Below are 22,631 nucleotides of genomic sequence, written 5' to 3' on the forward strand. Positions count from 1 at the left end.
CTGCCCTGCCGTTGACCTCCTGTCCGCGAGCACGGAACGGTAGGGCAGCGGGTGGGGCCGGGGGCTGAGGCGGGACCGCATGCGCCCGGCGGGTTGGGCAGGACGCCCAACCCCGGTCTTGCCGCGTGCGCAGGACAGCGCACGCGAGCAAGGCGCCTACGAGCCCCCATGGATGGGTCCACGGCGTGTCCTGCCTCAGCCCCCGGCCCCACCCGCTGCGACAAACGAACAGCAGCTGAGCATCGCGACAAACGCTTTCACCTCACCTCCGCACTCCTTCCCCTACCGTCCCGTATGGCACTGACCACCGCCACGACGAGACGATGACCGACCAGCCCCCGCGCGAAGACGCTCCCACCGACCCGCCCCCCTCGGCCAGCGAGGACAAACCCTCGCCCCTGAAGAATCCCAAGGTCCGCTGGACCCTGGCGATCATCGGCATCGTGGTCGCCATCGCACTGATCATCTGGCTGGTCTACCACCTGCGCGTAGGCCGCTACCTGCAGGACACCAACAACGCCTACCTGCAGGCCGACGCCGTCGCCGTCGCCCCACGCATCAACGGCTACGTCACCGACGTCCTGGTGCAGGACAACCAATGGGTGAAGGCCGGGCAACCGCTGCTGCGCATCGACCCGCGCACCTACCGCGCCACCCTGGACCAGGCCGAAGCGGTGATCGCCGTGCGCCAGGCCGATATCGCCGCCGCCACCGCCGGCGTGCAGGGCCAGCAGTCCAGCCTGCTGCAGGCGCGCACGCAACTGGTGGCCGCCAGCGCCTCGCTGCGCTTCGCCCGCGCCGAACTGGCCCGCTTCACACCGCTGGCCGCCAGCGGTGCCGACACCCATGAACACGTGGAAAGCCTGCGCCACGACCTGGAACGCGCACAGGCGCAGCACGATGCGGCCAAGGCGCAGATTGCCGGCGCGCAGAGCCAGATCGAAGCCAGCCAGGCCCAGCGCGAACAGGCCGAGGCCGGGCTGAAGCAGGCCCAGGCCGACGCCGCCCAGGCCCGCGTGGCGTTCGAAGACACCGAACTGCGCGCGCGCATCGACGGCCGCGTTGGCAACAAGACCGTGCAGGTGGGCCAGTTCGTGGCCGCCGGTACCCGCACCATGACCGTAGTGCCGGTGGCCGCGCTGTACCTCAGCGCCAACTTCAAGGAAACCCAAGTGGGCCTGATGCGTGCCGGGCAACCGGCCGAGATCAAGGTCGATGCGCTGCCGGGCACCACCCTGAAGGGCACGGTGGAAAGCATCTCGCCAGGCACCGGTTCGCAGTTCGCGCTGCTGCCGCCGCAGAACGCCACGGGCAACTTCACCAAGGTCGTGCAGCGCGTGCCGGTGCGCATCCGCGTGGATGCCGGTGCCGAAGCACGCAAGGTGCTGGTGCCGGGCATGTCGGTGGAGGTGACCGTGGACACCCGCAGCGCGAAGGACGATGCCGAGCGCAGCCGCGACGAAGCCGAGGCACGCGGCGCCCGATGAACGCTGCAACCGCACCCGCCGCACCCGCTGCGGAAGGCAAGGCCGATGCCGCAGCGTGGCTGGCCGTGGCCGCCGGCACCATCGGCTCGTTCATGGCCACGCTGGATATCTCCATCGTCAATGCCGCACTGCCCACCATCCAGGGCGAGGTCGGCGCCAGTGGCACTGAAGGCACCTGGATCTCCACCGCCTTTCTGGTCTCGGAAATCGTGATGATTCCGCTGACCGGCTGGTTCGTGCGCACGCTCGGTCTGCGCACCTTCCTGTTGATCTGCGCCACGCTGTTCACCGCGTTTTCGGTGATGTGCGGCCTGGCTGATTCATTGCCGATGATGATTGCCGGACGCGTAGGGCAGGGCTTCGCCGGTGGCGCACTGATTCCCACCGCGCTGACCATCGTCGGCACCCGCCTGCCGCCGAAGCAGCAGCCGCTGGGCACTGCCCTGTTCGGCATGACCGTCATCCTCGGCCCGGTGATCGGCCCGCTGCTGGGCGGCTGGCTGACCGAGAACGTCAGCTGGCACTACGCGTTCTTCATCAACGTGCCGATCTGTGCCGGACTGGTTGCGCTGCTGCTGCTCGGCCTGCCGCACGAGAAATCGGACTGGGGCGGCCTGCTGCGCGCCGACTGGCTGGGTATCCTGGGAATGACTGCCGGCCTGTCCGCGCTGACCGTGGTGCTGGAAGATGGCCAGCGCGAGCGCTGGTTCGAATCCACCCTGATCGTGGTGCTCAGCATCGTCTCGCTGCTCGGCTTTGCCCTGCTGGCGGTCTCGCAGTTCACCAGCAAGACGCCGGTCATCCGCCTCAACATTTTGTTCCAGCGCAGCTTCGGCGCCGTGTTCGTGATGGTGATGGCGGTCGGCATGATCCTGTTCGGGGTGATGTACATGATCCCGCAGTTCCTGGCGATCATCGCCGGCTACAACACCGAACAGGCCGGCTACGTGCTGCTGCTGGCCGGCCTGCCGACCATCCTGCTGATGCCGTTGATGCCGAAGATGCTGGAAACGGTGGATGTGCGCATCATGGTGTTCGGCGGCATGCTGTGCTTTGCAGCGGCCTGTTTCGTCAACCTGGGCCTGAGCCCGGACAGCATCGGCCCGCACTTCGTGGTCGGACAGCTGCTGCAGGGCTGCGGGCTGGCGCTGGCGATGATGGCGCTGAACCAGGCCGCCATCACTTCGGTGCCGCGCGAATACACCAGCGATGCCTCGGGCCTGTTCAATGCCGCGCGCAACCTCGGCGGCTCGATCGGCCTGGCGATCATTTCCACCTTCCAGGAGCGCCGTACCACCCTGCACGTGGATGCCATCGGCAGCAGCGTCACCGCCAATTCCACCGTGGCCCAGGATGCGCTGCACGCCTACGGCCAGCAGCTGGGCGATGCCGGCCAGGCCGTGGCCGTACTGGCGCAGACCGTGCAGATGCAGGCGATGGTGATGGCCTACAACGATCTGTTCTGGATCTTTGGCCTGATCGTGGTGCTCACCTTTCCCCTGGTGTTCCTGCTCAAACCCCTGCCCAAGGGCGTTCCCCTGGCCATGCACTGATGACTTCGACTTCCTTGCCCGTTCGTTTCCACCTGCGACACCTGTGCCTGGCCGTGCTGCCGCTGCTGCTGGCCGGCTGCATGCTGGGGCCCGACTACGTGAAGCCCGAGCTGGCCGGTGCTGCCACCGCGCAGGCACAGCTGCACCGCGCCGCACAGGCCGGCGTGCAGCCGGCCACGCCCCCCAGCCAATGGTGGCGCGCGCTGAATGATCCGCTGCTGGACCAGCTGGTGGACGAGGCGCTGCGCAACAGCCCCGACCTGCGTGCCGCGCAGGCCAAGCTGCTGGCCTCGCGCGCGCTGCAGCGCCAGCGCCGTGCCGAACAGCTGCCATCGGTCGGCGCTGCCGCCGGCTACGCCAACATCAAGACGCCGGATTCGCTGGAAAACAGCGTGCGCGGGCTGGGCGAGAACATCGCCGGCGTGGCCGAGGCCAACGGCCGCCCACAGGAAGCCGCGCAGCTGCGCCAGCAGTTTGCCGATCTCGATCTGGACACCGAACTGTACGTGGCGGGCTTCGATGCCAGCTGGGAACTGGACCTGTTCGGGCGCCGCCGCCGTGCGGCCGAGCAGGCCGCCGCCGAGGCCGAGGCCAATGCCGCCGCGCTGGCCGACGCGCAGGTGCAGCTGGCCGCCGAGCTGGCCCAGGTCTACCTGGGCTTCCGCAGCAGCCGCGAACGCATTGCCCTGGCCGAAGACAACCTGCGTGCGGCCGAGCAGAGCCTGCAGCTGACCCGTCAACGTCGCCAGCGCGGCGCCGATTCGGACCTGCAGGTCGAGCGCGCGCAGGCACAGCTGCAACAGCAGCAGGCCGCGCTGCCGCCGCTGCGCGCCCAGGCCGATGAAGCACGCGATGTACTGGCGCTGATGGTGGGGCGCGAGCCCGGCGCGCTGGACGCACGTCTGGCCGTCGACCAGCCGCTGCCGCGACTGCCCGCCAGCGTGCCGGTGGACGACGCAGGGGCGCTGATCCAGCGCCGGCCCGACGTGCGCAAGGCCGAGCGCGAGCTGGCCGCCTCGTCCGCGCAGATCGGCCAGGCGCTGTCCGCCTATTTCCCGCAGGTGACCCTGCTGGGCACCATCGGTGCCGGGGCGACCTCGGCATCGGACCTGGGGCGGGATTCGGCGGCCACGATCGTCGCCCCGTTCCTGCGCTGGTCGCTGTTCGATTTCGGGGTGAACAAGGCACGGGTGGCGCAGGCCCGCGCCGGCAACCAGGCGCGCCTGGCAGCCTACGAAAGCAGCGTGCTGGCGGCCCTGCAGGACGCCAACACCGCGCTGGCCCGTTTCGGCGCGGCGCGCGAGCAGCTGCAGGCCAGCGAACGGGCGCAGGCCTCGGCCGAGCGCTCGTTGGCCCTGATGACCCAGCGGCGCCAGGCCGGGGCGACCTCGCAGATCGACCTGCTGGACGTGCAGCGCCAGCGCCTGCAGGCCCAGGACGGTGCCGCGCAGGCGCGCCTGCAGCTGCTGGTGCGCTACGTGGCGCTGCAGAAGAGCCTGGGCCTGGGCTGGCAGGAAGCGCCGCCGGTGGCCGCGCGTTGACCCGTCCGCCGGGCATGGCCCGGCGCTACCAACACGACGCCCCCGGTCGCGTTGACGTCGCCGCGCACCCCGGTAGCGCCGGGCCATGCCCGGCGAGCGCAGCGGACCACCCGCCGCCCGCCACACCCCGTCATACCGCCATCGCCCCCCGGCCGGTAGAATGGCCGCCGCTGTCCACCGCCCGCTCCCGGAGCCCCCATGCCCGTTGAAGCCCAGCCGGAAGCCGCCGCCGTTGATACGGCCAGCGCGCCCGGCTATCTGTCCATTCGTGATCTGCGCAAGGAATTCGATGGCTTCATCGCCGTCGACGACGTCAACCTGGACGTGCGCAAGGGCGAGATCTTTGCCCTGCTCGGCGGGTCGGGCAGTGGCAAATCGACCCTGCTGCGCTGCCTGGGCGGCTTTGAAACCCCCACCAAGGGCAGCATCACCTTGGATGGCCAGCGCCTGGACGCGCTGCCGCCGTACCAGCGGCCGGTCAACATGATGTTCCAGTCCTACGCGTTGTTCCCGCACATGACGGTGGAACAGAACATCGCTTTCGGCCTGAGGCAGGACGGCCTGGACAAGGCTGCCATCGTCAGGCGCGTGGGCGAGATGCTGGAGCTGGTGCAGATGGGCCACCTGGGCAAGCGCAAACCGCACCAGTTGTCCGGCGGCCAGCAGCAGCGCGTGGCGCTGGCGCGGTCGCTGGCCAAGGGGCCCAAGCTGTTGCTGCTGGACGAACCGATGGGCGCGCTGGACAAGAAGCTGCGCTCGCAGATGCAGCTGGAACTGGTCAGCATCATCGAATCGTCGGGCGTGACCTGCGTGATGGTCACCCACGACCAGGAAGAGGCGATGACCATGGCCACCCGCATCGCAGTGATGGATGCCGGCTGGATCCAGCAGGTCGGCAAGCCCGACGAGGTCTACGAACAGCCGGCCAACCGCTTCGTGGCCGGCTTCATCGGCTCGGTGAACCTGTTTGACGGGGTGATCGACGAGGATCTTCCCGAGTACGTGACCGTGCGCTCGCCGCTGTTCCCGGCGCCGGTCTACATCGCCCACGGCATCACTTGTTACGAAGGGCAGCCGGTCGCGTTCGCGCTGCGCCCGGAAAAGGTGATGATCGGCAAGGACGAGCCGGAAGGGCACACCAACAAGGCGCAGGGCGTGATCGAGGACATCGCCTATTTCGGCAGCCACTCGGTCTACCACGTGCGCCTGCCCAGCGGCGCCAAGGTGCTGGCCAACTTCGCCAACTCGCAGCGCTGGGCCAGCGATGGCCTGACCTGGGGCGATCAGGTATGGGTGCACTGGCGCGACAACGACGGCGTGGTGCTGACCTCATGAGCGCGGCAGGCCTGAAGCGCTGGCTGCCGGGCACGCGTGCCACGGTCATCGGTATTCCCTACCTGTGGCTGCTGCTGTTCTTCGCGGTGCCGTTCCTGATCGTGCTGATGATCAGTTTCTCGCACAGCCGGGTCGGCTCGCCGCCGTATACCTGGCTGCTGCAGTACGTCGACGGCGCGTTCTCGCTGAAGCTGAACCTGGAAAACTACCTGGCGCTGTTCCGCGATTCGATCTATGCCCAGGCCTTCCTCAGTTCGATCAAGATCGCGGCGATCTCCACCTTCCTTACCCTGCTGATCGGCTATCCGATGGCCTATGCCATCGCCCGCCTGTCGCCGGCCGCGCGCAACGTGGCGATGATGCTGGTGGTGCTGCCGTCGTGGACCTCGTTCCTGATCCGCGTGTACGCCTGGAAGGCGATCCTGGACCGCAACGGCCTGCTCGACCAGTTCCTGCAGTTCACCGGCCTGCAATCGCTGATGACCCGCATGGGCCTGCCCAAGCTGCAACTGATCGATACCCCGACCGCGGCCTACATCGGCATCGTCTACTGCTACCTGCCGTTCATGGTGCTGCCGTTGTACGCTAACCTGGTCAAGCATGACCACCGCCTGCTGGAAGCGGCCTACGACCTGGGCGCCAAGCCTTGGCAGGCGTTCCTGCGCATCACCCTGCCGTTGTCGAAGGCGGGCATCATCGCCGGCTGCATGCTCGTGATGATTCCGGCGGTGGGTGAATTCGTGATTCCGGAAATGCTGGGCGGTTCGGAGACGCTCATGGTCGGCCGCCAGCTGTGGAACGAGTTCTTCAACAACCGCAACTGGCCCGTTGCCTCGGCCATGGCCGTGGCGATGATCGCGCTGCTGCTGGTGCCGATCCTGTGGTTCAACCGTTCCCAGCAGCGCCTGCTGGAAGGGAAGCAGGCATGAGCCCGCGTACCGCCAAGGGTCTGGGGCTGGGCGTGCTGCTGCTCGGCTTCGCCTTCCTGTACCTGCCGATCCTGTTGTTGATGTTCTATTCGTTCAACAGCTCGCGGCTGGCAATGGTCTGGGCCGGGTTCTCCACCCGTGCCTACGGCGATCTGTTCGCCGACCGCGCGCTGATGGAGGCGATGTGGACCAGCCTGGTGGTGGCGTTCTGGACCGCCTGTACCGCCACCGTGCTGGGCACGCTGGCAGCGATGGTGATGACCCGCTTCAAGCGCTTCCGTGGCAAGCCGGTGTTCGGTGCGCTGGTCACTGCGCCGCTGGTCATGCCCGATGTCATCCTGGGGTTCTCGCTGATGGCCCTGCTGGCCTCGATGGGCGCCATTCCCGGCTTCCCGGCCCGTGGCCTGGCCACCATCTGGATCGCGCACGTCACCTTCACCCTGTGCTTCGTCACCGTGGTGGTGTCCTCGCGCCTGCAGGAAATGGATCTGTCGCTGGAAGAAGCGGCGATGGACCTGGGTGCCAGCCGGCTGACCGTGTTCACCCGTATCACCCTGCCGATCATCGCCCCGGCGCTGGTGGCCGGTTGGCTGCTGGCCTTCACCCTGTCGCTGGATGACGTGGTGGTGGCCAGCTTCGTCGCCACGCCCGGTTCGACCACGCTGCCGATGAAGGTGTTTGCCTCGGTGCGCATGGGCATCAGCCCGAAGATCAATGCACTGGCCACCCTGCTGGTATCGGCAGTGTCGATTGCTGCAGTGATTGGCTGGTACATCAACGCGCGTGCGGAAAAGCGCCGCCAGCGCGACCTGCAGCTGGCCCGCCAGGACAACGGCTGAGGCCGCAGCCACGCCCGGCTCACGGGCGCCGGCGCACAATGGGGGTCACCCTGATGGAGACCCCCCATGACCGTCGAGATCGTCGATCCGGCCACCGGCCAGGTGACCTACCGCCATGAACTGATGGGCGCTGCCGATATCGAGCAGCGCCTGCAGGCCGCCGCCGATGCCTTCCGCGGCTGGGCCGAGCGCTCGCTGCAGGAACGCGGCGCCATCCTGCGCCAGATTGCCGCGCAGCTGCGCAGCCGCCGCGACGACCTGCAGCAGGCGATGACCCACGAGATGGGCAAGCTCAAGGCCGAGGCCCTGGCCGAAGTGGACAAGTGCGCGGCGGCCTGCGAGTTCTACGCCGACCACGCCGCGGATTATCTGAAGCCGCAGCTGATCGACACCGAAGCACAGCGCAGCTACGTGCGCTACGAGCCGATCGGCTGCGTGTTCGCGGTGATGCCGTGGAACTTCCCGATCTGGCAGGTGTTCCGTTTCCTGGCGCCGGCGTTCATGGCCGGCAACGTGGCCCTGCTCAGGCACGCCAGCAACGTGCCGCAGTGTGCCGACCTGATCCTGGCGGTGTGCCGTGACGGCGGCCTGCCGGACGGTGTGTTCGACGTGCTGCACATCGACAACGACCAGGCTGCCGAGGTGCTGCGCGATGCACGGGTGAAGGCCGTTACCCTGACCGGCAGCGAGCGGGCAGGGCGCTCGATCGCTTCCAACGCCGGCAGCCAGTTGAAGAAGTCGGTGATGGAGCTGGGCGGCAGCGATGCCTTCGTGGTGCTTGACGATGCCGACCTGGACAAGGCGGTGGCGGCGGCAGTGAAGTCGCGCTTCGACAACAGTGGCCAGACCTGCATTGCCGCCAAGCGCTTCATCGTGGTGGATGCCGTGGCCGATGAGTTCACCCGTCGTTTCGTCGAAGCGGCGGGGGAGCGGCAGTACGGCGATCCCGATGCGCGCGGCACGACGCTGGCGCCGATGGCGCGCGCCGACCTGCGCGATGAGCTGCACACCCAGGTGCAGGCCAGCGTGGCCAAGGGCGCGCGCGTTCTGTTGGGCGGCGAACCGATTGCCGGTACGCATGCCGGTTACCCGGCCACCGTGCTGGACCAGGTGGCCCCGGGCATGCCGGCCTACGACGAGGAACTGTTCGGGCCGGTGGCGGCGGTGATCCGCGTGGCCGACGAGGACGAGGCCCTGCGCGTGGCCAACGACACCCGTTTCGGCCTGGGCGGCAGCGTGTGGACGCGCGATCCGGTGCGCGGCGAATCCTTCGCCCAGCGCATGGAATGCGGCGCCGCCTTCGTCAATGCCATCGTCAAGAGCGATGCGCGACTGCCGTTCGGCGGCAGCAAGCAATCCGGTTTCGGCCGCGAACTGGCCGACCACGGCATCCATGAGTTCATGAACATCAAGACCGTCTACGTGGCCTGATACCCCGCTTCTGTAGAGTCGAGCTTGCTCGACTGCTGTTGCGCCCTTGTAGAGTCGAGCTTGCTCGACTGCTCTGCGAACAGCAGTCGAGCAAGCTCGACTCTACTGGAGCGACAAGAGCCACGACCAACGGTCGTGGCCTACCGTTTTGGTGGGTATCGACCGTTGGTCGATACGCCTCACAACCATTTCGCGCGCTTGAACAAGCGGTACAACCCCACGCACACCGCGCCCACGCCGACGATCATCAACGGGTACGCCCACGGCTGGTTCAACTCGGGCATGTGGCTGAAGTTCATGCCATACCAGCTGGTGATCAGGGTCGGTGCGGCCAGCAGTGCCGCCCATGCACCCAGGCGCTTCACCGTTTCACCCTGCGCCAGCGTCACCAGTGACAGGTTCACGCTCAACGCGGTGCCCAGCATTTCGCGCAGGGTGTCGATCACATCGCTGATGCGCACGGCGTGGTCGTGCACGTCGCGCACATACAGCTTCACTTCGTCGGGAATCAGATCGCCCTGGTAACGGCGCAGCTGGGCCAGCACATCCTGCAGCGGCGCCACCGCCATGCGCATCTTGTTCAGTTCGCGCTTGAGCTCGTACAGCCGCACCACCGTGCTGCGCTTGTAGCTCTCGGCGAAGATGTCCTTCTCCAGCAGCTCCAGCGTGTCGCGGAAGCGATTGGTGATGGGCAGGTAGTTGTCCACCACGAAGTCGGTCACCGCATACAGGCAGTACGAGGGGCCCATCTTCAGCAGCTGCGGCTCGCGCTCCACGCGGGCGCGCACCGGGGCGTAGGACAGCGAGGCACCGTGGCGCACGGTCACCAGGAAGCGCGGGCCCAGGAAAGCGTGGGTTTCGCCGTACTGGATGCGCTCGTCCACCATCTGCGCGGTGGTCACCACCACGAACAGGGAATTGCCGTAGGCCTCGACCTTGGGCCGCTGGTGTGCGTTGCGTGCGTCTTCGATGGCCAGGTCATGCAGGCAGAATTCTTCCTGCAGTTTCAGCAGCACGGCGTCGGCCGGATCGTACAGACCCACCCAGACGAAGCCGTTGCCACTGGCGATCACATCGCTGATCGCATCCAGGCTGATGTCGTGGCGGATGCCCTGGTCATCGTAGTGAACGCAGTTGATGACACAGGCAGGGTTGGCCGAAGCGGCCGTGGAAGCAGGGGCGGGCAATGACATGCCCGCCATCGTGCGTCACTGCGCCGTGTGGGACAAGTGAGGACTACGCCCCAGCACCCAGGCCAGGGCCACATGCACCGGCAGCAGCAGGACGATCCACTGCACGTTGTACTGCGCCTGCAGACTCAGCCAGTGCAGTACCAGTGCGGCTACCGACTGCGCGGCCAGCAGCCACAGCACCACGCTGAACACGCGACCCGGCACGCGCCTGCGCAGCAGGGCGATGGCGCCGGGCAGCAGCAGCACCGCCAGCGGCGACAGCAGCAGCAGGTTGCGGTTGGCCCAGGCGGCGTAGTGGATGCTGAAGCCCCACAGGAACACCAGCAGGCCGCCGGCGATCGTGCACAACAGCCACAGCGGCAGGGCCAGGCCGGCCAGCAGGCGCGGGCGCTGGCGCAGGGCCACGATGCCTGCGGCGGCCAGCAGGCCACACAGCAGCCACGGCCACCAGCGCCGCGGCGATTCCTTCGGTTCGGCGGCAATGCGGTGCGGCAGCAGTTCCTGCTCGCTCTGCACCAGCGGGCGGCCATCGCTGTTGCGCACCTGGCGCAGGGCATCGGCCAGGCGCATCGGCACGAACGCTTCCTGCCAGCGCGACAGCGGCTGGTCGGCAAACGGACCCAGGCCGAGGTCGAAGCCCAGCCACATCCACGGTGCCGGCGAGGCCAGGCGCACCGATTCACTGCGGTAAGTGTTGCCGCGCGAGCGCCCCGACAGCTGCGCATGCAGGCCGCCGCCCAGAGCCTTGTCCAGGGTGTCGCGCACCATGGTGGCGCAGTTGGCGGTGTAGTAGTCGTAGTGGTAACGCGCGTTTTCCGGCCTGGCCCGCTCGGCCAGTCCATCGGCCAGGGCCCGCGCCTGGTCCGGGCGCAGGTCCAGCCACTGCACGCTGGCCCCGCGTCCGGTTTCGTCGTAGTAGGACAGGTCCTGCTGCAGCGGCAGCGCCACCAGGTAGTACATCATCTCGCCACGCACGAAGCGGCTGATGAAATCCTGTTCGGACGGATCGAAATAGCCGAAGTTGTAGGACGTGGCCGCACCACTGACCGGGTCCAGCACCACGATGGCGTCATGGCCGAAGCGTTCGAAGAACACCGTGCCCGGCTGCATGGTCACCACGCCGATACGCGGCGGCGGTGCGTCCGCAGCCGCCTCGGGAACCGCGGCGGCCTGCGCGAAGGCCGACCCTGGCAGTGCCAGGGCCAGCGTGCACAGCGCCAGCCATGCCAGCATCAACAGGCCGCGGCGCTTCAAGCGTCGTCCTGCGCGTCCGGCGGCAGCACGGTCACATGGAAAGCCTGCACCCGGCGCGCGTCGGCCCGCGCCACGCGGAACATGAAGCGGTCCAGCGCCAGTTCGTCGCCCACTTCCGGCAGGTGGCCCACGGCCTCGGTCACCAGGCCGCCGATGGTGTCGTAGTCCTCATCGGAGAAGGTGGCACCAAAGCGTTCGTTGAAATCGCCGATCGGGGTCAGCGCGTCCACCACGTACTGGCCATCGGCCTGGATGGCGATCTGCGCCGAGGGGTCTTCGGCTTCGTCGTGCTCGTCGTCGATCTCGCCGACGATCTGTTCCAGCACGTCTTCGATGGTGACCAGACCTGCCACGCCACCGTATTCGTCCACCACCATCGCCATGTGGTTGCGCGACAGGCGGAATTCCTTCAACAGCACGTTGAGCTTCTTGGCCTCGGGAATCAGCACCGCCGGCCGCAGCAGTTCGCGCACGTTGGCCGGGCCGTTGTCGGCCACCACGCCGCGCAGCAGGTCCTTGGCCAGCAGGATGCCAAGGATGTCGTCCTTGTTCTCGCCGTGCACCGGGAAGCGCGAATGGCCGGATTCGACCACCTGCTTCATCAGTTCCAGGAAGGGCGCCTCGACCGGCAGCGAGACCATCTGCGAACGCGAGATCATCACGTCGCCCACGGTCAGCTCGGCCACCGAAATGGCGCCTTCCATCATCTTCAGGGTATCGGCGGCGATCAGCCCTTCGTCCTGTGCGGTGTGCAGCACGGCCACCAGCTCGTCGCGGGTGTGGGGTTCGCCGGAGAAGGCGGCCGTCAGGCGTTCCAGCCAGCCGCGCTTCTTTTCATTGGGCTCCTGCGGGGAGCTACTACTGTCGTCTTCAGACATCTCTGGAAAAAGGGCACCCGGAAACCCGGGCGTTGGCCCCAGTCTAGCAGGATGTGGGGGCCTTTCAGTGACCGCTGGCTGCGTCGCCGGGGGCCTCGTCTTCGGCCGGCAGGTCCAGGCTGTAGGTGCAGCCGGCCAGGGTCCGGCCGGGGTGGCTGGCCACCGTGGACACGCTCAGGATGATCGATTCGATCTGCGCCTCGCCGGTCTTCGGGTCGGTGACATCGCGGCTGACCACTTCGCGGCCGGCCATGAACTTGCCGCCCTGGTCGTAACCGGTTTCCAGCGCCAGTCGGGTGGCCAGCGGGTGCGGGTCGGCCTGGTCCAGCACGGCCATCACGCTGGCCCCGGCCACCGCGATGTGGTCGGTCTGCTGCCCGAACACGGTGATCGGGTTGGCCAGGCGGAACTCGGTCATGAACTGGTTGGCCTGCGGCAGCGGCTGCAGGCCGTTGGCCACGGCCTTCAACGGGTCGGCCAGCAGCGGCGCCAGGGCGGCATGGTCGGCCACGCCCTGGCGGCATTCGATCAGTGCGGGCAGGTCCAGCGGTGCCGCTGAGGCGGTGGCGGCAAGGGAGGCAAGCAGCAGGGGCAGGGCAGTACGCAGCAGCACAGGCAGAGGGTCCGCGATGGAGGATGCCCGGCCATGGTAGCGGCCGGACTCCGTCCTGTCCGTAGGGCTCAGCCCTGCGGTACGCGGCCCAGCAGCGTCTGCGCACGCCGCAGCGTACGCCGGGCCAGCGCGCGCAGTGCCATCAGGGGCAGGGTCAGCATGACCGCGACCATGGCCAGATGGACCAATTGCATCATCTGGCTCAGTGCGATCTGCAGTACACCCGGCTGCAGCAGCCAGGCCGGCACATCTGCGGCGTCGATCCGCTTGACCGCGGTTACGTAGACCGCGGCAAGCACGAACAGCGCGCACAGCTGGGTACGCGTGGCGTGGAAGAACGACAGGCTGCTGCTGGCCCGCCCCAGGCGATGCTGCAGCACCACGCGCCAGCACACCGGCGCGGAGAACGCGCCGATCAGGACCAGCACCATCGAGGTGGCCCACAGCGTGGGCGTACTGCTGGCCGGTCCCGGACCGCCGAGCAGATGCGGCCCCACATTGCCCAGCACCACAGCGGCCAGCAGGCTGGCCGGGCAGACCAGGGCCAGCGTACGCAGCAGCCAGTGCTGGCCATCCGGGTGGCGGGCGCTGACCCGGCGCAGCATGTTGGCGGCCACGACCAGCAGCAGGGCAAAGATCGCACTTCCGGCCAGGAACGGCCCCATGTCGCCCATCATCATCCTTGTCTCCGGGGTGGTTGCCGCTGCAGGGTAGCGCGATCGGTGGCTCAGCGCTCGCCGGCGTAGGGATCGTCGATGCCCAGCTCGGCCAGGATCTCGCGCTCCAGCTGTTCCATCGCCTCGGCTTCCTTGTCGTCTTCGTGGTCCCAGCCCAGCAGGTGCAGCACGCCGTGCACGGTCAGGTGCGCGTAGTGCGCGTTCAGCGCCTTGCCCTGTTCGTCGGCCTCGCGCGCCACCACCGGCGCGCAGATCACCAGATCACCCAGCAGCGGGAACTTCACCCCCTTGGGCAGGCCTTCGGGCAGCTCGGCGGGGAAGCTGAGCACATTGGTGGCGTAATCCTTGCCACGGTAATGGCGGTTCAGCGACTGCCCTTCCTTGGCATCGACCACGCGGATGGCCAGGTCGGCTTCGCGGATGCGGCCCTTCAATGCCGCGGCCACCCATTTGCGGAAACTGACGGCGGCCGGCAGGCCGGTGCGGGGCAGCGCATAGCTGATGGCGACATCCAGTCGCACGGGACCTTTGGTCATGGGGTGGCTCCGGGTTGGATCTGGTGCAGGTCGCGGCGGTCGTAGGCACTGACGATGCGGGCCACCAGTGGGTGGCGCACCACGTCGCGCGCTTCGAAGAAGGTGAAGCTGACGCCGTCCACATCGCGCAGCACGTCGATGGCATCGCGCAGGCCCGACTTCACGTGCTTGGGCAGATCGGTCTGGGTCAGGTCGCCGGTCACCACCGCGGTGGAACCAAAGCCCAGGCGGGTCAGGAACATCTTCATCTGTTCGATGGTGGTGTTCTGCGCCTCGTCCAGGATCACGAACGCATCGTTCAGCGTGCGGCCGCGCATGTAGGCCAGCGGCGCGATCTCGATCACGTTCTTTTCCAGCAGCTTCACCACTTTTTCCACGCCCAGCATTTCGTACAGGGCGTCGTACAGCGGGCGCAGGTAGGGATCGACCTTCTGTGACAGGTCACCGGGCAGGAAGCCGAGCTTCTCGCCGGCTTCCACCGCCGGGCGCACCAGGATCAGCCGCTGCACGCGCGATTCGTTCAGCGCTTCCACCGCACTGGCCACGGCCAGGAAGGTCTTGCCGGTACCAGCCGGGCCGATGCCGAAGTTGATGTCGTGGGTGGTGATCTGGTGCAGGTAGCGGGCCTGGTTGGCGCCGCGGCCACGCACGGTGCCACGCTTGACCTTGATCGCCACCTCCTGCGCTTCGTACGCGCGCTCGGCGATCTGATCCAGGTTGGCCTTGGCCAAGCGCAGATGGATCGCGTGGCTGTCGAAGGTGGTTTCGGCGGTCTCGGCGTACAGCGCTTCAATCAGCTTCTGCGCTTCGGCGGTGGCTTCGTCGCGGCCGCTGATGCGGAACACGAAGCCGCGGTTGGCGATCTCCACGCCGAGCTTCAGCTCGATCTGGCGCAGGTGCCCATCGAAGGGGCCGGACAGGTTGGCCAGTCGCTCGGTGTCTTCCGGCGACAGGGTGAAATCTCGATGCTCGATGCTTTTCATTGCAGAGGGTGGGGCGGGTTCGCCGTCCACCGCGGTGGGTCAGGGAAGACAAGGGTAGCGCGCGGACGGGCGGGGCGACAGTTCTCCACACCGGGTGTGGATCGGCGCCGCAGAAAGCTGTGGACAAGTGGGTGCGGTGCCCACCCCGCAACGCTTGTGAAGCGCTGGTGAAAAATGTGCCAGGCAACGACGGGGTCAGATCCCCGAAGGGGCTCTGACCCCATCGATGGAGCCCCGGTGGGTGCCAACCGTTGGTCGGCACACCTCCCTTATTCCGCCACCACCCGCGCGCGCAGCGAATTGGTCAGCGCTTCGGTAATCACCACATCCACGAACTGGCCGATCAGGCGCGCCGGCGCCGGGAAGTTCACCGAGCGCATGTTCTCGGTCTTGCCGGTCAACTCATTCGGGTTCTTGCGCGACGGACCTTCCACCAGCACGGTCTGCACCGTGCCGACCATCTTTTCGGAGATGCTGGCCGCGTGCGCATTGATGCGTTCCTGCAGGCGCGACAGGCGCGCGTGCTTCTCCGCATCGCTGATCGTGTCCTCCAGGTCGGCCGCCGGCGTGCCCGGGCGGCGCGAATAGATGAAGGAGAAGCTGTGGTCGAAGCCGATGTCTTCGATCAGCTTCATGGTCTTCTCGAAATCGGCATCGGTCTCGCCGGGGAAGCCGACGATGAAGTCCGAGCTGATCGAGATGTCCGGGCGCACCGCGCGCAGCTTGCGGATCTTCGACTTGAATTCCAGCGCCGTGTAGCCGCGCTTCATCGCCGACAACACGCGGTCGCTGCCGGCCTGCACCGGCAGGTGCAGGAAGTTGGCCAGCTGCGGCACGTCGCGGAACGCATCGACCAGCGAATCGCTGAACTCCAGCGGGTGCGAGGTGGTGAAGCGGATGCGGCCAACGCCATCGATCTCGGCGATGGTGCGGATCAGCAGGCCCAGGTCGGCGAACTCACCGTCGCCATACGGGCCACGGTAGGCGTTGACGTTCTGGCCGAGCAGGTTGATCTCGCGCACGCCCTGCGCGGCCAGCTGGGCCACTTCCACCACCACGTCCTCGAACGGGCGGCTGACCTCGGTGCCGCGGGTGTAGGGCACCACGCAGAACGAGCAGTACTTGGAACAGCCTTCCATGATCGATACGAACGCAGACGCACCTTCGGCGCGCGGTTCGGGCATGCGGTCGAACTTCTCGATCTCGGGGAAGCTGATGTCCACCTGCGGGCGTTGCTGTTCGCGGCGGGCGCGGATCAGTTCGGGCAGGCGGTGCAGGGTCTGCGGGCCGAACACCAGATCGACGAACGGTGCGCGCTTGATGATCGCTTCGCCTTCCTGCGACGCCACGCAGCCACCCACGCCGATGATGACCTCGCGGCCCTTGTTCTTCAGGCCCTTCCATACTCCCAGCTGGCTGAACACCTTCTCCTGCGCCTTTTCGCGGATGGAGCAGGTGTTGACCAGGATGACGTCGGCGTCTTCCGGGCGGTCGGTCAGTTCCAGGCCATCGCTGGCGGCAAGCACGTCGGCCATTTTGGCCGAGTCGTACTCGTTCATCTGGCAACCGTGGGTCTTGATGTAGAGCTTGCCTTTCACCTGGTCGGGCTTGCGCGGACCAGTGGGCAGGGCAACGAGCGGGGTACCGCCCGGGGCGGCGGGCGGAAAGACGTCTGGCGTCCCGGTCATGGCGCTTAATCCATTCGGGTGGCGGGAAAGGCGGCAATTCTACCCGTATCCCGCACCGCCCGCCGGAATGCCGGATGCGCCGCGACCCACGTTCCACGCCGCCCGCCGGTAGCGCCGGGCCATGCCCGGCGGAATTCATCCACGCTTGGCGTGGATCTACCGGCACGCCTCAGGCCGCCACCAGCTCCGCGTCGATCTGCCGCGAGCGATCAAACGCGGTCAGTTCCGCCATGCGCGCGATGAACGCGGCCGTGGCCGGCGCCGGCTTGACCAGGCCGAACGCGGTGGTCCACTGCAGCGCGTTGCCCCACAGCACATCGGCGGCGCTCATGGTGTCACCCAGCAGGTACGGCCCCTGCGCCAGCTGGGCCTCGATCACCTGCAGCACGGTGTCGGCGTCGTTGTAGGGCGAGAACGCGTGCGGCGGCGGGTCGCGGTGCATCGCGCGGTCGATCATCGCCGGTTCGAAGCAGGCCCCGTAGAAGGCCATCCAGCGCAGGTAGGGGCCACGCAGGGCGTCGCCGATCGGCGGCGCCAGCCCGGCCTCAGGGTACAGGTCGGCCAGGTACAGATAGATGGCCACCTGTTCGGTCACCAGCGCGCCGTCATGGACGATGGCCGGCACCTTGCCCATCGGGTTGATGGCCAGGTAGGCCGGGGCCAGGTTGGCGCCGGCCTTCAGGTCCAGCACGTGCAGGCGGTAGTCCGCCCCCAGCGCTTCCAGCAGGGCCACGGCGCCGCTCGAGCGTGAACGGGCGGCGTGGTAGAGGGTGATCAGGCGTGAGGACATGGTGGTGCTCCTTGCAGTAAGAGGGGTGAACCGTGGGGCCATGCTGGGGCACAATCGCGGACGACTTCTGTCCTTGATCCTTCATGCGCCATACCGCCCATCGACTGCTGCGCCTGATCGCCCTGCTGCAGGCCCGACGCCACTGGTCGGGCGCCGAGCTGGCCGAGCGCATGGGCGTGGACCGGCGCAGCATCCGCCGCGACATCGAGCGCCTGCGCGAGCTGGGCTACCCGGTACAGGCCTCGGCCGGGGTCGGCGGCGGCTACCGGTTGGGCTCAGGCGCCCCGGTGCTGCCCATGCTGCTGGATGAGGAAGAGGCGACCACCCTGGCCATTGCCCTGCGTGCGGCCTCGGCCACGGTGTCCGGCATCGACGACACCGCGCGCGGCCTGCTGTCCAAGCTCGACCCCCTGGTGCCGACCCGGCGCCGCCAGCAGGCCGGTGAAGTACACGCCGCCACCGCCACGTTGAACGAGCTGCCAGCCACCGACGCGCGCCTGCTGGGGCGGCTGGCCCAGCACTGCCGGCAGGCCTCGCGGCTGGCCTTCGAGTACCGCAGCGCACAGGACGTGGTCACCCAGCGCCAGGTCGAGGCCCAGCACCTGGTGAACTACGGCCGGCGCTGGTACCTGCTGGCCTGGGACCTGAGGCGGCAGGACTGGCGCACCCTGCGGGTGGACCGGATGGGGGCGGTGCAGGCGCTGGCCGAACCCGGCCTGCATCGGCGCACACCGGCGCCGCCGGACGTGATGGTGCGCCAGGCCGTCAGCCAGGCGCCGTTCGCCCTGCAGGCCACCCTGCGCCTGGCCGGCAGCCAGGCAGAGCTGGAAAGTCGCATTCCGCCCTGGTGCGGGGTGCTGGAGGCCGATGGGCCACAGCACTGCCTGCTGCGCATGGGGGCCGAGAGTCGGGGCATGATGCTGGCGCAGATCCTCAGCCTGGACCGCCTGCCGCTGGCGCTGTGGACCACCCCGGAAACGCTTCGGCAGGAACTGGCCGAGCGGTTGGGCGGGTTGAGCCAGCTGCTGGCTGTGCCGGCGGTCACGGACTGAGCCGTGGCGCTTGGCAAGGCCCGGCGAAGCTGGGACACTCGCGCCCATGAAGGGGAGACTGGGGATAACGGCGATCATCATCGCTGCGCTGACCGCTGCGCCGGCCAGCGCCGGCACCCTGTACAAGTGCGAAGGCGCTGACGGGGTCACCAGCTATGTCAGCAAGCGGGTGGCCGGTGCGCGCTGCACTACCATCAGCTACACCCGCCAGCCCAATCGTCCAACACGCCCGGTCACGCCAGCGCCCACGCCTACGCCTACGCCTGCCGCCGCACCGGTGGCGGTGGCCAGCGCCGAGCGCAATCCGGTCGCCGTGGCCGCCAGCGCGGCCAGCCCGGCAGTCGCCCCCACCACAGCACCTGTGGCCACACCGCGTGCGGGCCGCACGGTCAGTGGCCAGGTCTATTCGTACATGAAGGACGGGGTTCGCCACTACACCAGTGCGCGGCCAGCGCAGGTGGCCAACCTGGGGCCGGTGCGGACCATCCGCTACAGCTTCATCGAACGCTGCTACGCCTGCGGGGTCAATCCGCGCGTCGATTTCGGCAGCGTGCGGCTCAACACGACCTCGTTCCAGACCGAGATCGCCTCGGCCGCGCGTGAGTTCGGCGTGGAAGAAGCCATCGTGCGCGCGATCATCCATGCCGAATCGGCCTACAACCCCACCGCGCTCAGCCGCGCCGGGGCACAGGGGCTGATGCAGCTGATGCCGCCCACCGCGGCGCGCTTCGGTGTCGCCGATTCCTACGATGCCAGCCAGAACATCCGTGGCGGCGTGCAGTACCTGGCGTGGCTGCTGAAGCGCTTCAACGGTGACCTGACCCTGGCCGCCGCCGGCTACAACGCCGGCGAGGGTGCGGTCGACCGCCATGGCGGCGTCCCCCCGTACAGTGAAACCCAGTACTACGTGCGCCGGGTCGGCCAGCTGGCCGATCGCTACCGCACCGCACTAAGCCACCAGTAGCGCCAGGCCATGCCTGGCGAGCGAAGCGGCGAGGCGTCGGCACACGTTCAAGATTTTGTTGCACCGCGTTGTGTGGCGCGCGACGGTTCCGCTACACTCGACCACGATTCAATGCGGCTCTGGCCCCCACCGGATCCGCTGGCAGCCTTAAAGCTACCTAATCAATATCGGAGTGCCGGATGGCCAACGATGGGGTATACGATCCAGTCAACACCGGACGTCGGCGTTTTCTTACTGCCACCACTGCCGTGGTGGGTGCCGTCGGCGTCGGCTTCACCGCTGTTCCTTTCATCAAGTCCTGGAACCCCAGTGCCCGTGCCAAGCTTGCCGGCGCACCGGTGGTGGCCGACATCAGCGCGCTGCAGGAAGGCCAACGCCTGATCGTGGAGTGGCGCGGCCAGCCCATCTGGATCGTCAAGCGCTCCAAGGCCATCCTGGATGCGCTGCATGGGCTCGATGGCCGCCTGAAGGATCCCGAATCGGGCGAGAAGGACCAGCAGCCCGGGTACGTGCTGAAGCAGAACCCCGAGCTGCGTTCGATCAAACCGGAAATCTCGGTGCTGGTCGGGCTGTGCACGCACCTGGGCTGTTCGCCGGAAATGGTCGCCGAGATCCGCCCTGAACCCTACGATCCGCAGTGGAAGGGGGGCTATTTCTGCCCCTGCCACAAGTCGCGCTTCGACATGTCCGGCCGCGTGTTCAAGGACGTGCCGGCGCCGATCAACCTGCTGGTGCCACCGCACCACTACCAGGACGACAACACCGTCATCATCGGTGTCGATCCGCAGGGGGCTGCCTGATGAGCAACATCCTCAACCGTACCGCCAGCGGCGTGGCCGACTGGGTCAATGCGCGCGCGCCCGGCCTGATGCCGGTCTACCGCAAGCATGTCAGCGAATACTACGCGCCGAAGAACTTCAACATCTGGTACTACTTCGGTTCGCTGGCGCTGCTGATCCTGGTCAACCAGATCGTCACCGGCATCTTCCTGACCATGCACTACAAGACGAACGCCGCCGAAGCGTTCGCCTCCATCGAATACATCATGCGTGATGTGGAATGGGGCTGGCTGATCCGCTACATGCATTCCACCGGGGCCTCGCTGTTCTTCATCGTGGTCTACCTGCACATGTTCCGCGGCCTGCTGTACGGCAGTTACCAGAAGCCGCGCGAACTGGTGTGGATCCTGGGCATGCTGATCTACCTGGTGCTGATGGCCGAAGCCTTCATGGGCTACGTGCTGCCCTGGGGCCAGATGTCGTTCTGGGGTGCCAAGGTCATCATCTCGCTGTTCGGTGCCATCCCGGTCATCGGCAACGGCCTGACCGAATGGATCATGGGCGATTACCTGCCCAGCGATGCCACGCTGAACCGCTTCTTCGCCCTGCACGTGATCGCCCTGCCGCTGGTGCTGCTGCTGCTGGTGGTGCTGCACCTGGGCGCGCTGCACGAAGTGGGCTCGAACAACCCCGACGGCGTGGAGATCAAGAAGGGGCCCAAGGGCAACCGCTGGTCGCCGAACGCGCCGGCCGATGGCATTCCGTTCCACCCGTACTACACGCTGAAGGATGGCGTCGGCGTCGGCTTCCTGCTGGTCATCGCCGCCTTCATCATCTTCTTCGCCCCGGCCTTCGGCGGTCTGTTCCTGGAACACGACAACTTCACCGAAGCCAACCGGCTGGTCACCCCCGAACACATCAAGCCGGTCTGGTACTACACGCCGTACTACGCCATGTTGCGCGTGGTGCCCAACAAGCTGGGCGGCGTGCTGGTGATGTTCTCGGCCATCGCCATCCTGTTCCTGGTGCCGTGGCTGGACCGGGCGCGGGTCAAGTCCTACCGCTACCGCGGCCTGCTGTCGAAGGTGCTGCTGGGGGTGTTCGCCGTGTGCTTCGTGTGGCTCGGGGTGATCGGCTCGGGTCCGGGCACCGATGTACACGAAACCTACATCGGCCGCGTGCTGACCTTCCTGTATTTCGCGTTCTTCATCACCATGCCGATATGGACAAGGCTGGACAAGACCAAGCCGGTACCGGAAAGGGTGACCACGCATGACTGAGCGCTGGATGGTCCGGTTGGCCCTGGTGGCCGCCCTTGTGCTGGGCAGCAGCCTGGCCCACGCCGCCGAGGGCGGCGCCAAACTGCTGCAGGCCGGCAATGATCTGGGTGACCGCGCGTCGCTGCAGCGCGGCGCGCAGTTGTACATGAACTACTGTTCCGGCTGCCACGCGCTGAAGTACCTGCGCTATTCGCGCATGGGCCAGGACCTGGGCCTGAGTGAGGAAGAGGTGATGAACAACCTCAACTTCACCGGTTCGGCCATCGGCGATCCGGTGCCGGTGGCGATGCCCAAGGAACAGGCCGAGAAATGGTTCGGCAAGATGCCGCCCGATCTCAGCCTGATCGCCCGCGTGCGTGGCAGCGACTGGATCTACACCTACCTGAAGTCCTTCTACCTGGACAGCAGCCGTCCGCTGGGCTGGAACAACACCGTGTTCCCCAATGCCTCCATGCCCAACCCGCTGTGGGAAATGCAGGGGCTGCAGCACGCGGTGCATGGCAAGGCCGAAGCGCCGGGCATGGACCCGCCGGTCACCGGTCTGCGCATCGACAGCCCCGGCAACGTGGATGCCGGGCAGTACGACCAGGCCGTGCGCGACATCACCAACTTCCTGGAATACGCCGGCGAACCGGCCGCACTGAAGCGCCAGCAGCTGGGTGTATGGGTGATCCTGTTCCTGGCCCTGCTGACCTTCCTGCTGTATCTGCTGAAGAAGGAATACTGGAAGGACGTGCATTGAGCCGGGCGGGGCATTGCCTCAGGCCTATTGGCTTTTGTGATGCCCGGTTGCACACTCGGGCAGGAGTCGACCACCGGCAAGGGGCTG

At 67.3% G+C, this 22,631-nt stretch carries 20 protein-coding genes and 1 pseudogene; 12 read left to right on the top strand and 9 right to left on the bottom strand.

Going from position 1 to position 22,631, the window contains the following annotated elements:
• Nucleotides 1-386 precede the first annotated feature (386 nt).
• The 7 genes and pseudogenes from C1932_RS06940 to C1932_RS06970 form a co-directional block, all read left to right on the top strand.
• Nucleotides 387-1,487: pseudogene (locus tag C1932_RS06940) on the top strand (HlyD family secretion protein); the annotation flags it as partial.
• A complete protein-coding gene (locus C1932_RS06945) occupies nt 1,484-3,040 on the top strand; it encodes a DHA2 family efflux MFS transporter permease subunit (RefSeq protein WP_108761661.1) in 1,557 nt (518 codons plus the stop codon). The pseudogene C1932_RS06940 and the gene C1932_RS06945, both read left to right, overlap by 4 nt.
• On the top strand, nt 3,040-4,581 hold the full coding sequence (locus tag C1932_RS06950; protein ID WP_108761662.1) for an efflux transporter outer membrane subunit: 1,542 nt from the start codon (nt 3,040-3,042) through the stop codon (nt 4,579-4,581). Before C1932_RS06945 ends, C1932_RS06950 begins: the two co-directional genes overlap by 1 nt.
• Nucleotides 4,582-4,779: 198 nt before the next feature.
• Nucleotides 4,780-5,916 (top strand): polyamine ABC transporter ATP-binding protein, encoded by a 1,137-nt coding sequence (potA, locus tag C1932_RS06955; protein WP_108761663.1) that lies wholly within the window; start codon nt 4,780-4,782, stop codon nt 5,914-5,916.
• Nucleotides 5,913-6,845, top strand: a complete 933-nt coding sequence (locus tag C1932_RS06960; RefSeq protein ID WP_108761664.1) for an ABC transporter permease subunit — start codon at nt 5,913-5,915, stop codon at nt 6,843-6,845. Before potA ends, C1932_RS06960 begins: the two co-directional genes overlap by 4 nt.
• Complete coding sequence (locus C1932_RS06965; RefSeq protein ID WP_108752663.1) at nt 6,842-7,684, top strand: ABC transporter permease subunit; 843 nt, start codon at nt 6,842-6,844, stop codon at nt 7,682-7,684. Before C1932_RS06960 ends, C1932_RS06965 begins: the two co-directional genes overlap by 4 nt.
• Before the next feature lie 66 nt (nt 7,685-7,750).
• Complete coding sequence (locus tag C1932_RS06970; RefSeq protein WP_108761665.1) at nt 7,751-9,115, top strand: NAD-dependent succinate-semialdehyde dehydrogenase; 1,365 nt, start codon at nt 7,751-7,753, stop codon at nt 9,113-9,115.
• A 179-nt stretch (nt 9,116-9,294) separates the two neighbouring features.
• On the opposite strand, the gene C1932_RS06975 is transcribed toward C1932_RS06970, so the two are convergent.
• From C1932_RS06975 to C1932_RS07015, 9 genes are all read right to left on the bottom strand, one after another.
• On the bottom strand, nt 9,295-10,317 hold the full coding sequence (locus tag C1932_RS06975; protein WP_108752665.1) for a magnesium and cobalt transport protein CorA: 1,023 nt from the start codon (nt 10,315-10,317) through the stop codon (nt 9,295-9,297).
• Nucleotides 10,318-10,323: 6 nt separating this feature from the next.
• Complete coding sequence (locus C1932_RS06980) at nt 10,324-11,562, bottom strand: DUF4105 domain-containing protein (RefSeq protein ID WP_108761666.1); 1,239 nt, start codon at nt 11,560-11,562, stop codon at nt 10,324-10,326.
• On the bottom strand, nt 11,559-12,440 hold the full coding sequence (locus C1932_RS06985; RefSeq protein ID WP_108749147.1) for a transporter associated domain-containing protein: 882 nt from the start codon (nt 12,438-12,440) through the stop codon (nt 11,559-11,561). Before C1932_RS06985 ends, C1932_RS06980 begins: the two co-directional genes overlap by 4 nt.
• 64 nt (nt 12,441-12,504) lie before the next feature.
• A complete protein-coding gene (locus tag C1932_RS06990; protein ID WP_108763376.1) occupies nt 12,505-13,050 on the bottom strand; it encodes a hypothetical protein in 546 nt (181 codons plus the stop codon).
• Nucleotides 13,051-13,121: 71 nt separating this feature from the next.
• Nucleotides 13,122-13,733: a hypothetical protein gene (locus C1932_RS06995; RefSeq protein ID WP_108761667.1), complete on the bottom strand. Its 612-nt coding sequence runs from the start codon at nt 13,731-13,733 to the stop codon at nt 13,122-13,124.
• A gap of 47 nt (nt 13,734-13,780) precedes the next feature.
• Entirely contained in the window at nt 13,781-14,266 is a 486-nt protein-coding gene (gene ybeY, locus C1932_RS07000) for an rRNA maturation RNase YbeY (protein WP_108749149.1), read from the bottom strand.
• Nucleotides 14,263-15,249 (bottom strand): PhoH family protein, encoded by a 987-nt coding sequence (locus C1932_RS07005; protein WP_108761668.1) that lies wholly within the window; start codon nt 15,247-15,249, stop codon nt 14,263-14,265. Before C1932_RS07005 ends, ybeY begins: the two co-directional genes overlap by 4 nt.
• A gap of 269 nt (nt 15,250-15,518) precedes the next feature.
• Complete coding sequence (gene miaB, locus C1932_RS07010; RefSeq protein WP_108749151.1) at nt 15,519-16,937, bottom strand: tRNA (N6-isopentenyl adenosine(37)-C2)-methylthiotransferase MiaB; 1,419 nt, start codon at nt 16,935-16,937, stop codon at nt 15,519-15,521.
• Nucleotides 16,938-17,106: 169 nt separating this feature from the next.
• Nucleotides 17,107-17,727 carry a glutathione S-transferase family protein gene (locus C1932_RS07015; RefSeq protein ID WP_108755838.1) on the bottom strand — a complete coding sequence of 207 codons (621 nt, stop codon included), beginning with the start codon at nt 17,725-17,727 and terminating at the stop codon, nt 17,107-17,109.
• Nucleotides 17,728-17,810: 83 nt separating this feature from the next.
• Here C1932_RS07015 and C1932_RS07020 point away from each other — a divergent pair, with 83 nt between their 5' ends.
• From C1932_RS07020 to C1932_RS07040, 5 genes are all read left to right on the top strand, one after another.
• A complete protein-coding gene (locus C1932_RS07020) occupies nt 17,811-18,779 on the top strand; it encodes a WYL domain-containing protein (protein WP_108761669.1) in 969 nt (322 codons plus the stop codon).
• Nucleotides 18,780-18,825: 46 nt separating this feature from the next.
• Nucleotides 18,826-19,743 carry a lytic transglycosylase domain-containing protein gene (locus C1932_RS07025; protein WP_108761670.1) on the top strand — a complete coding sequence of 306 codons (918 nt, stop codon included), beginning with the start codon at nt 18,826-18,828 and terminating at the stop codon, nt 19,741-19,743.
• Nucleotides 19,744-19,922: 179 nt separating this feature from the next.
• Nucleotides 19,923-20,543, top strand: coding sequence for a ubiquinol-cytochrome c reductase iron-sulfur subunit (petA, locus tag C1932_RS07030; protein ID WP_108761671.1), 621 nt, complete (start codon nt 19,923-19,925; stop codon nt 20,541-20,543).
• Nucleotides 20,543-21,802 (top strand): cytochrome bc complex cytochrome b subunit, encoded by a 1,260-nt coding sequence (locus C1932_RS07035; RefSeq protein ID WP_108761672.1) that lies wholly within the window; start codon nt 20,543-20,545, stop codon nt 21,800-21,802. Before petA ends, C1932_RS07035 begins: the two co-directional genes overlap by 1 nt.
• Nucleotides 21,795-22,544 (top strand): cytochrome c1, encoded by a 750-nt coding sequence (locus tag C1932_RS07040; RefSeq protein WP_108761673.1) that lies wholly within the window; start codon nt 21,795-21,797, stop codon nt 22,542-22,544. The genes C1932_RS07035 and C1932_RS07040 overlap by 8 nt, the downstream gene beginning before the upstream one ends.
• The last annotated feature ends 87 nt before the right edge of the window (nt 22,545-22,631 follow it).

Origin of the sequence: Stenotrophomonas sp. YAU14D1_LEIMI4_1, assembly GCF_003086815.1 — a bacterium.
In the GTDB taxonomy this organism is placed as follows: Bacteria; Pseudomonadota; Gammaproteobacteria; order Xanthomonadales; family Xanthomonadaceae; genus Stenotrophomonas.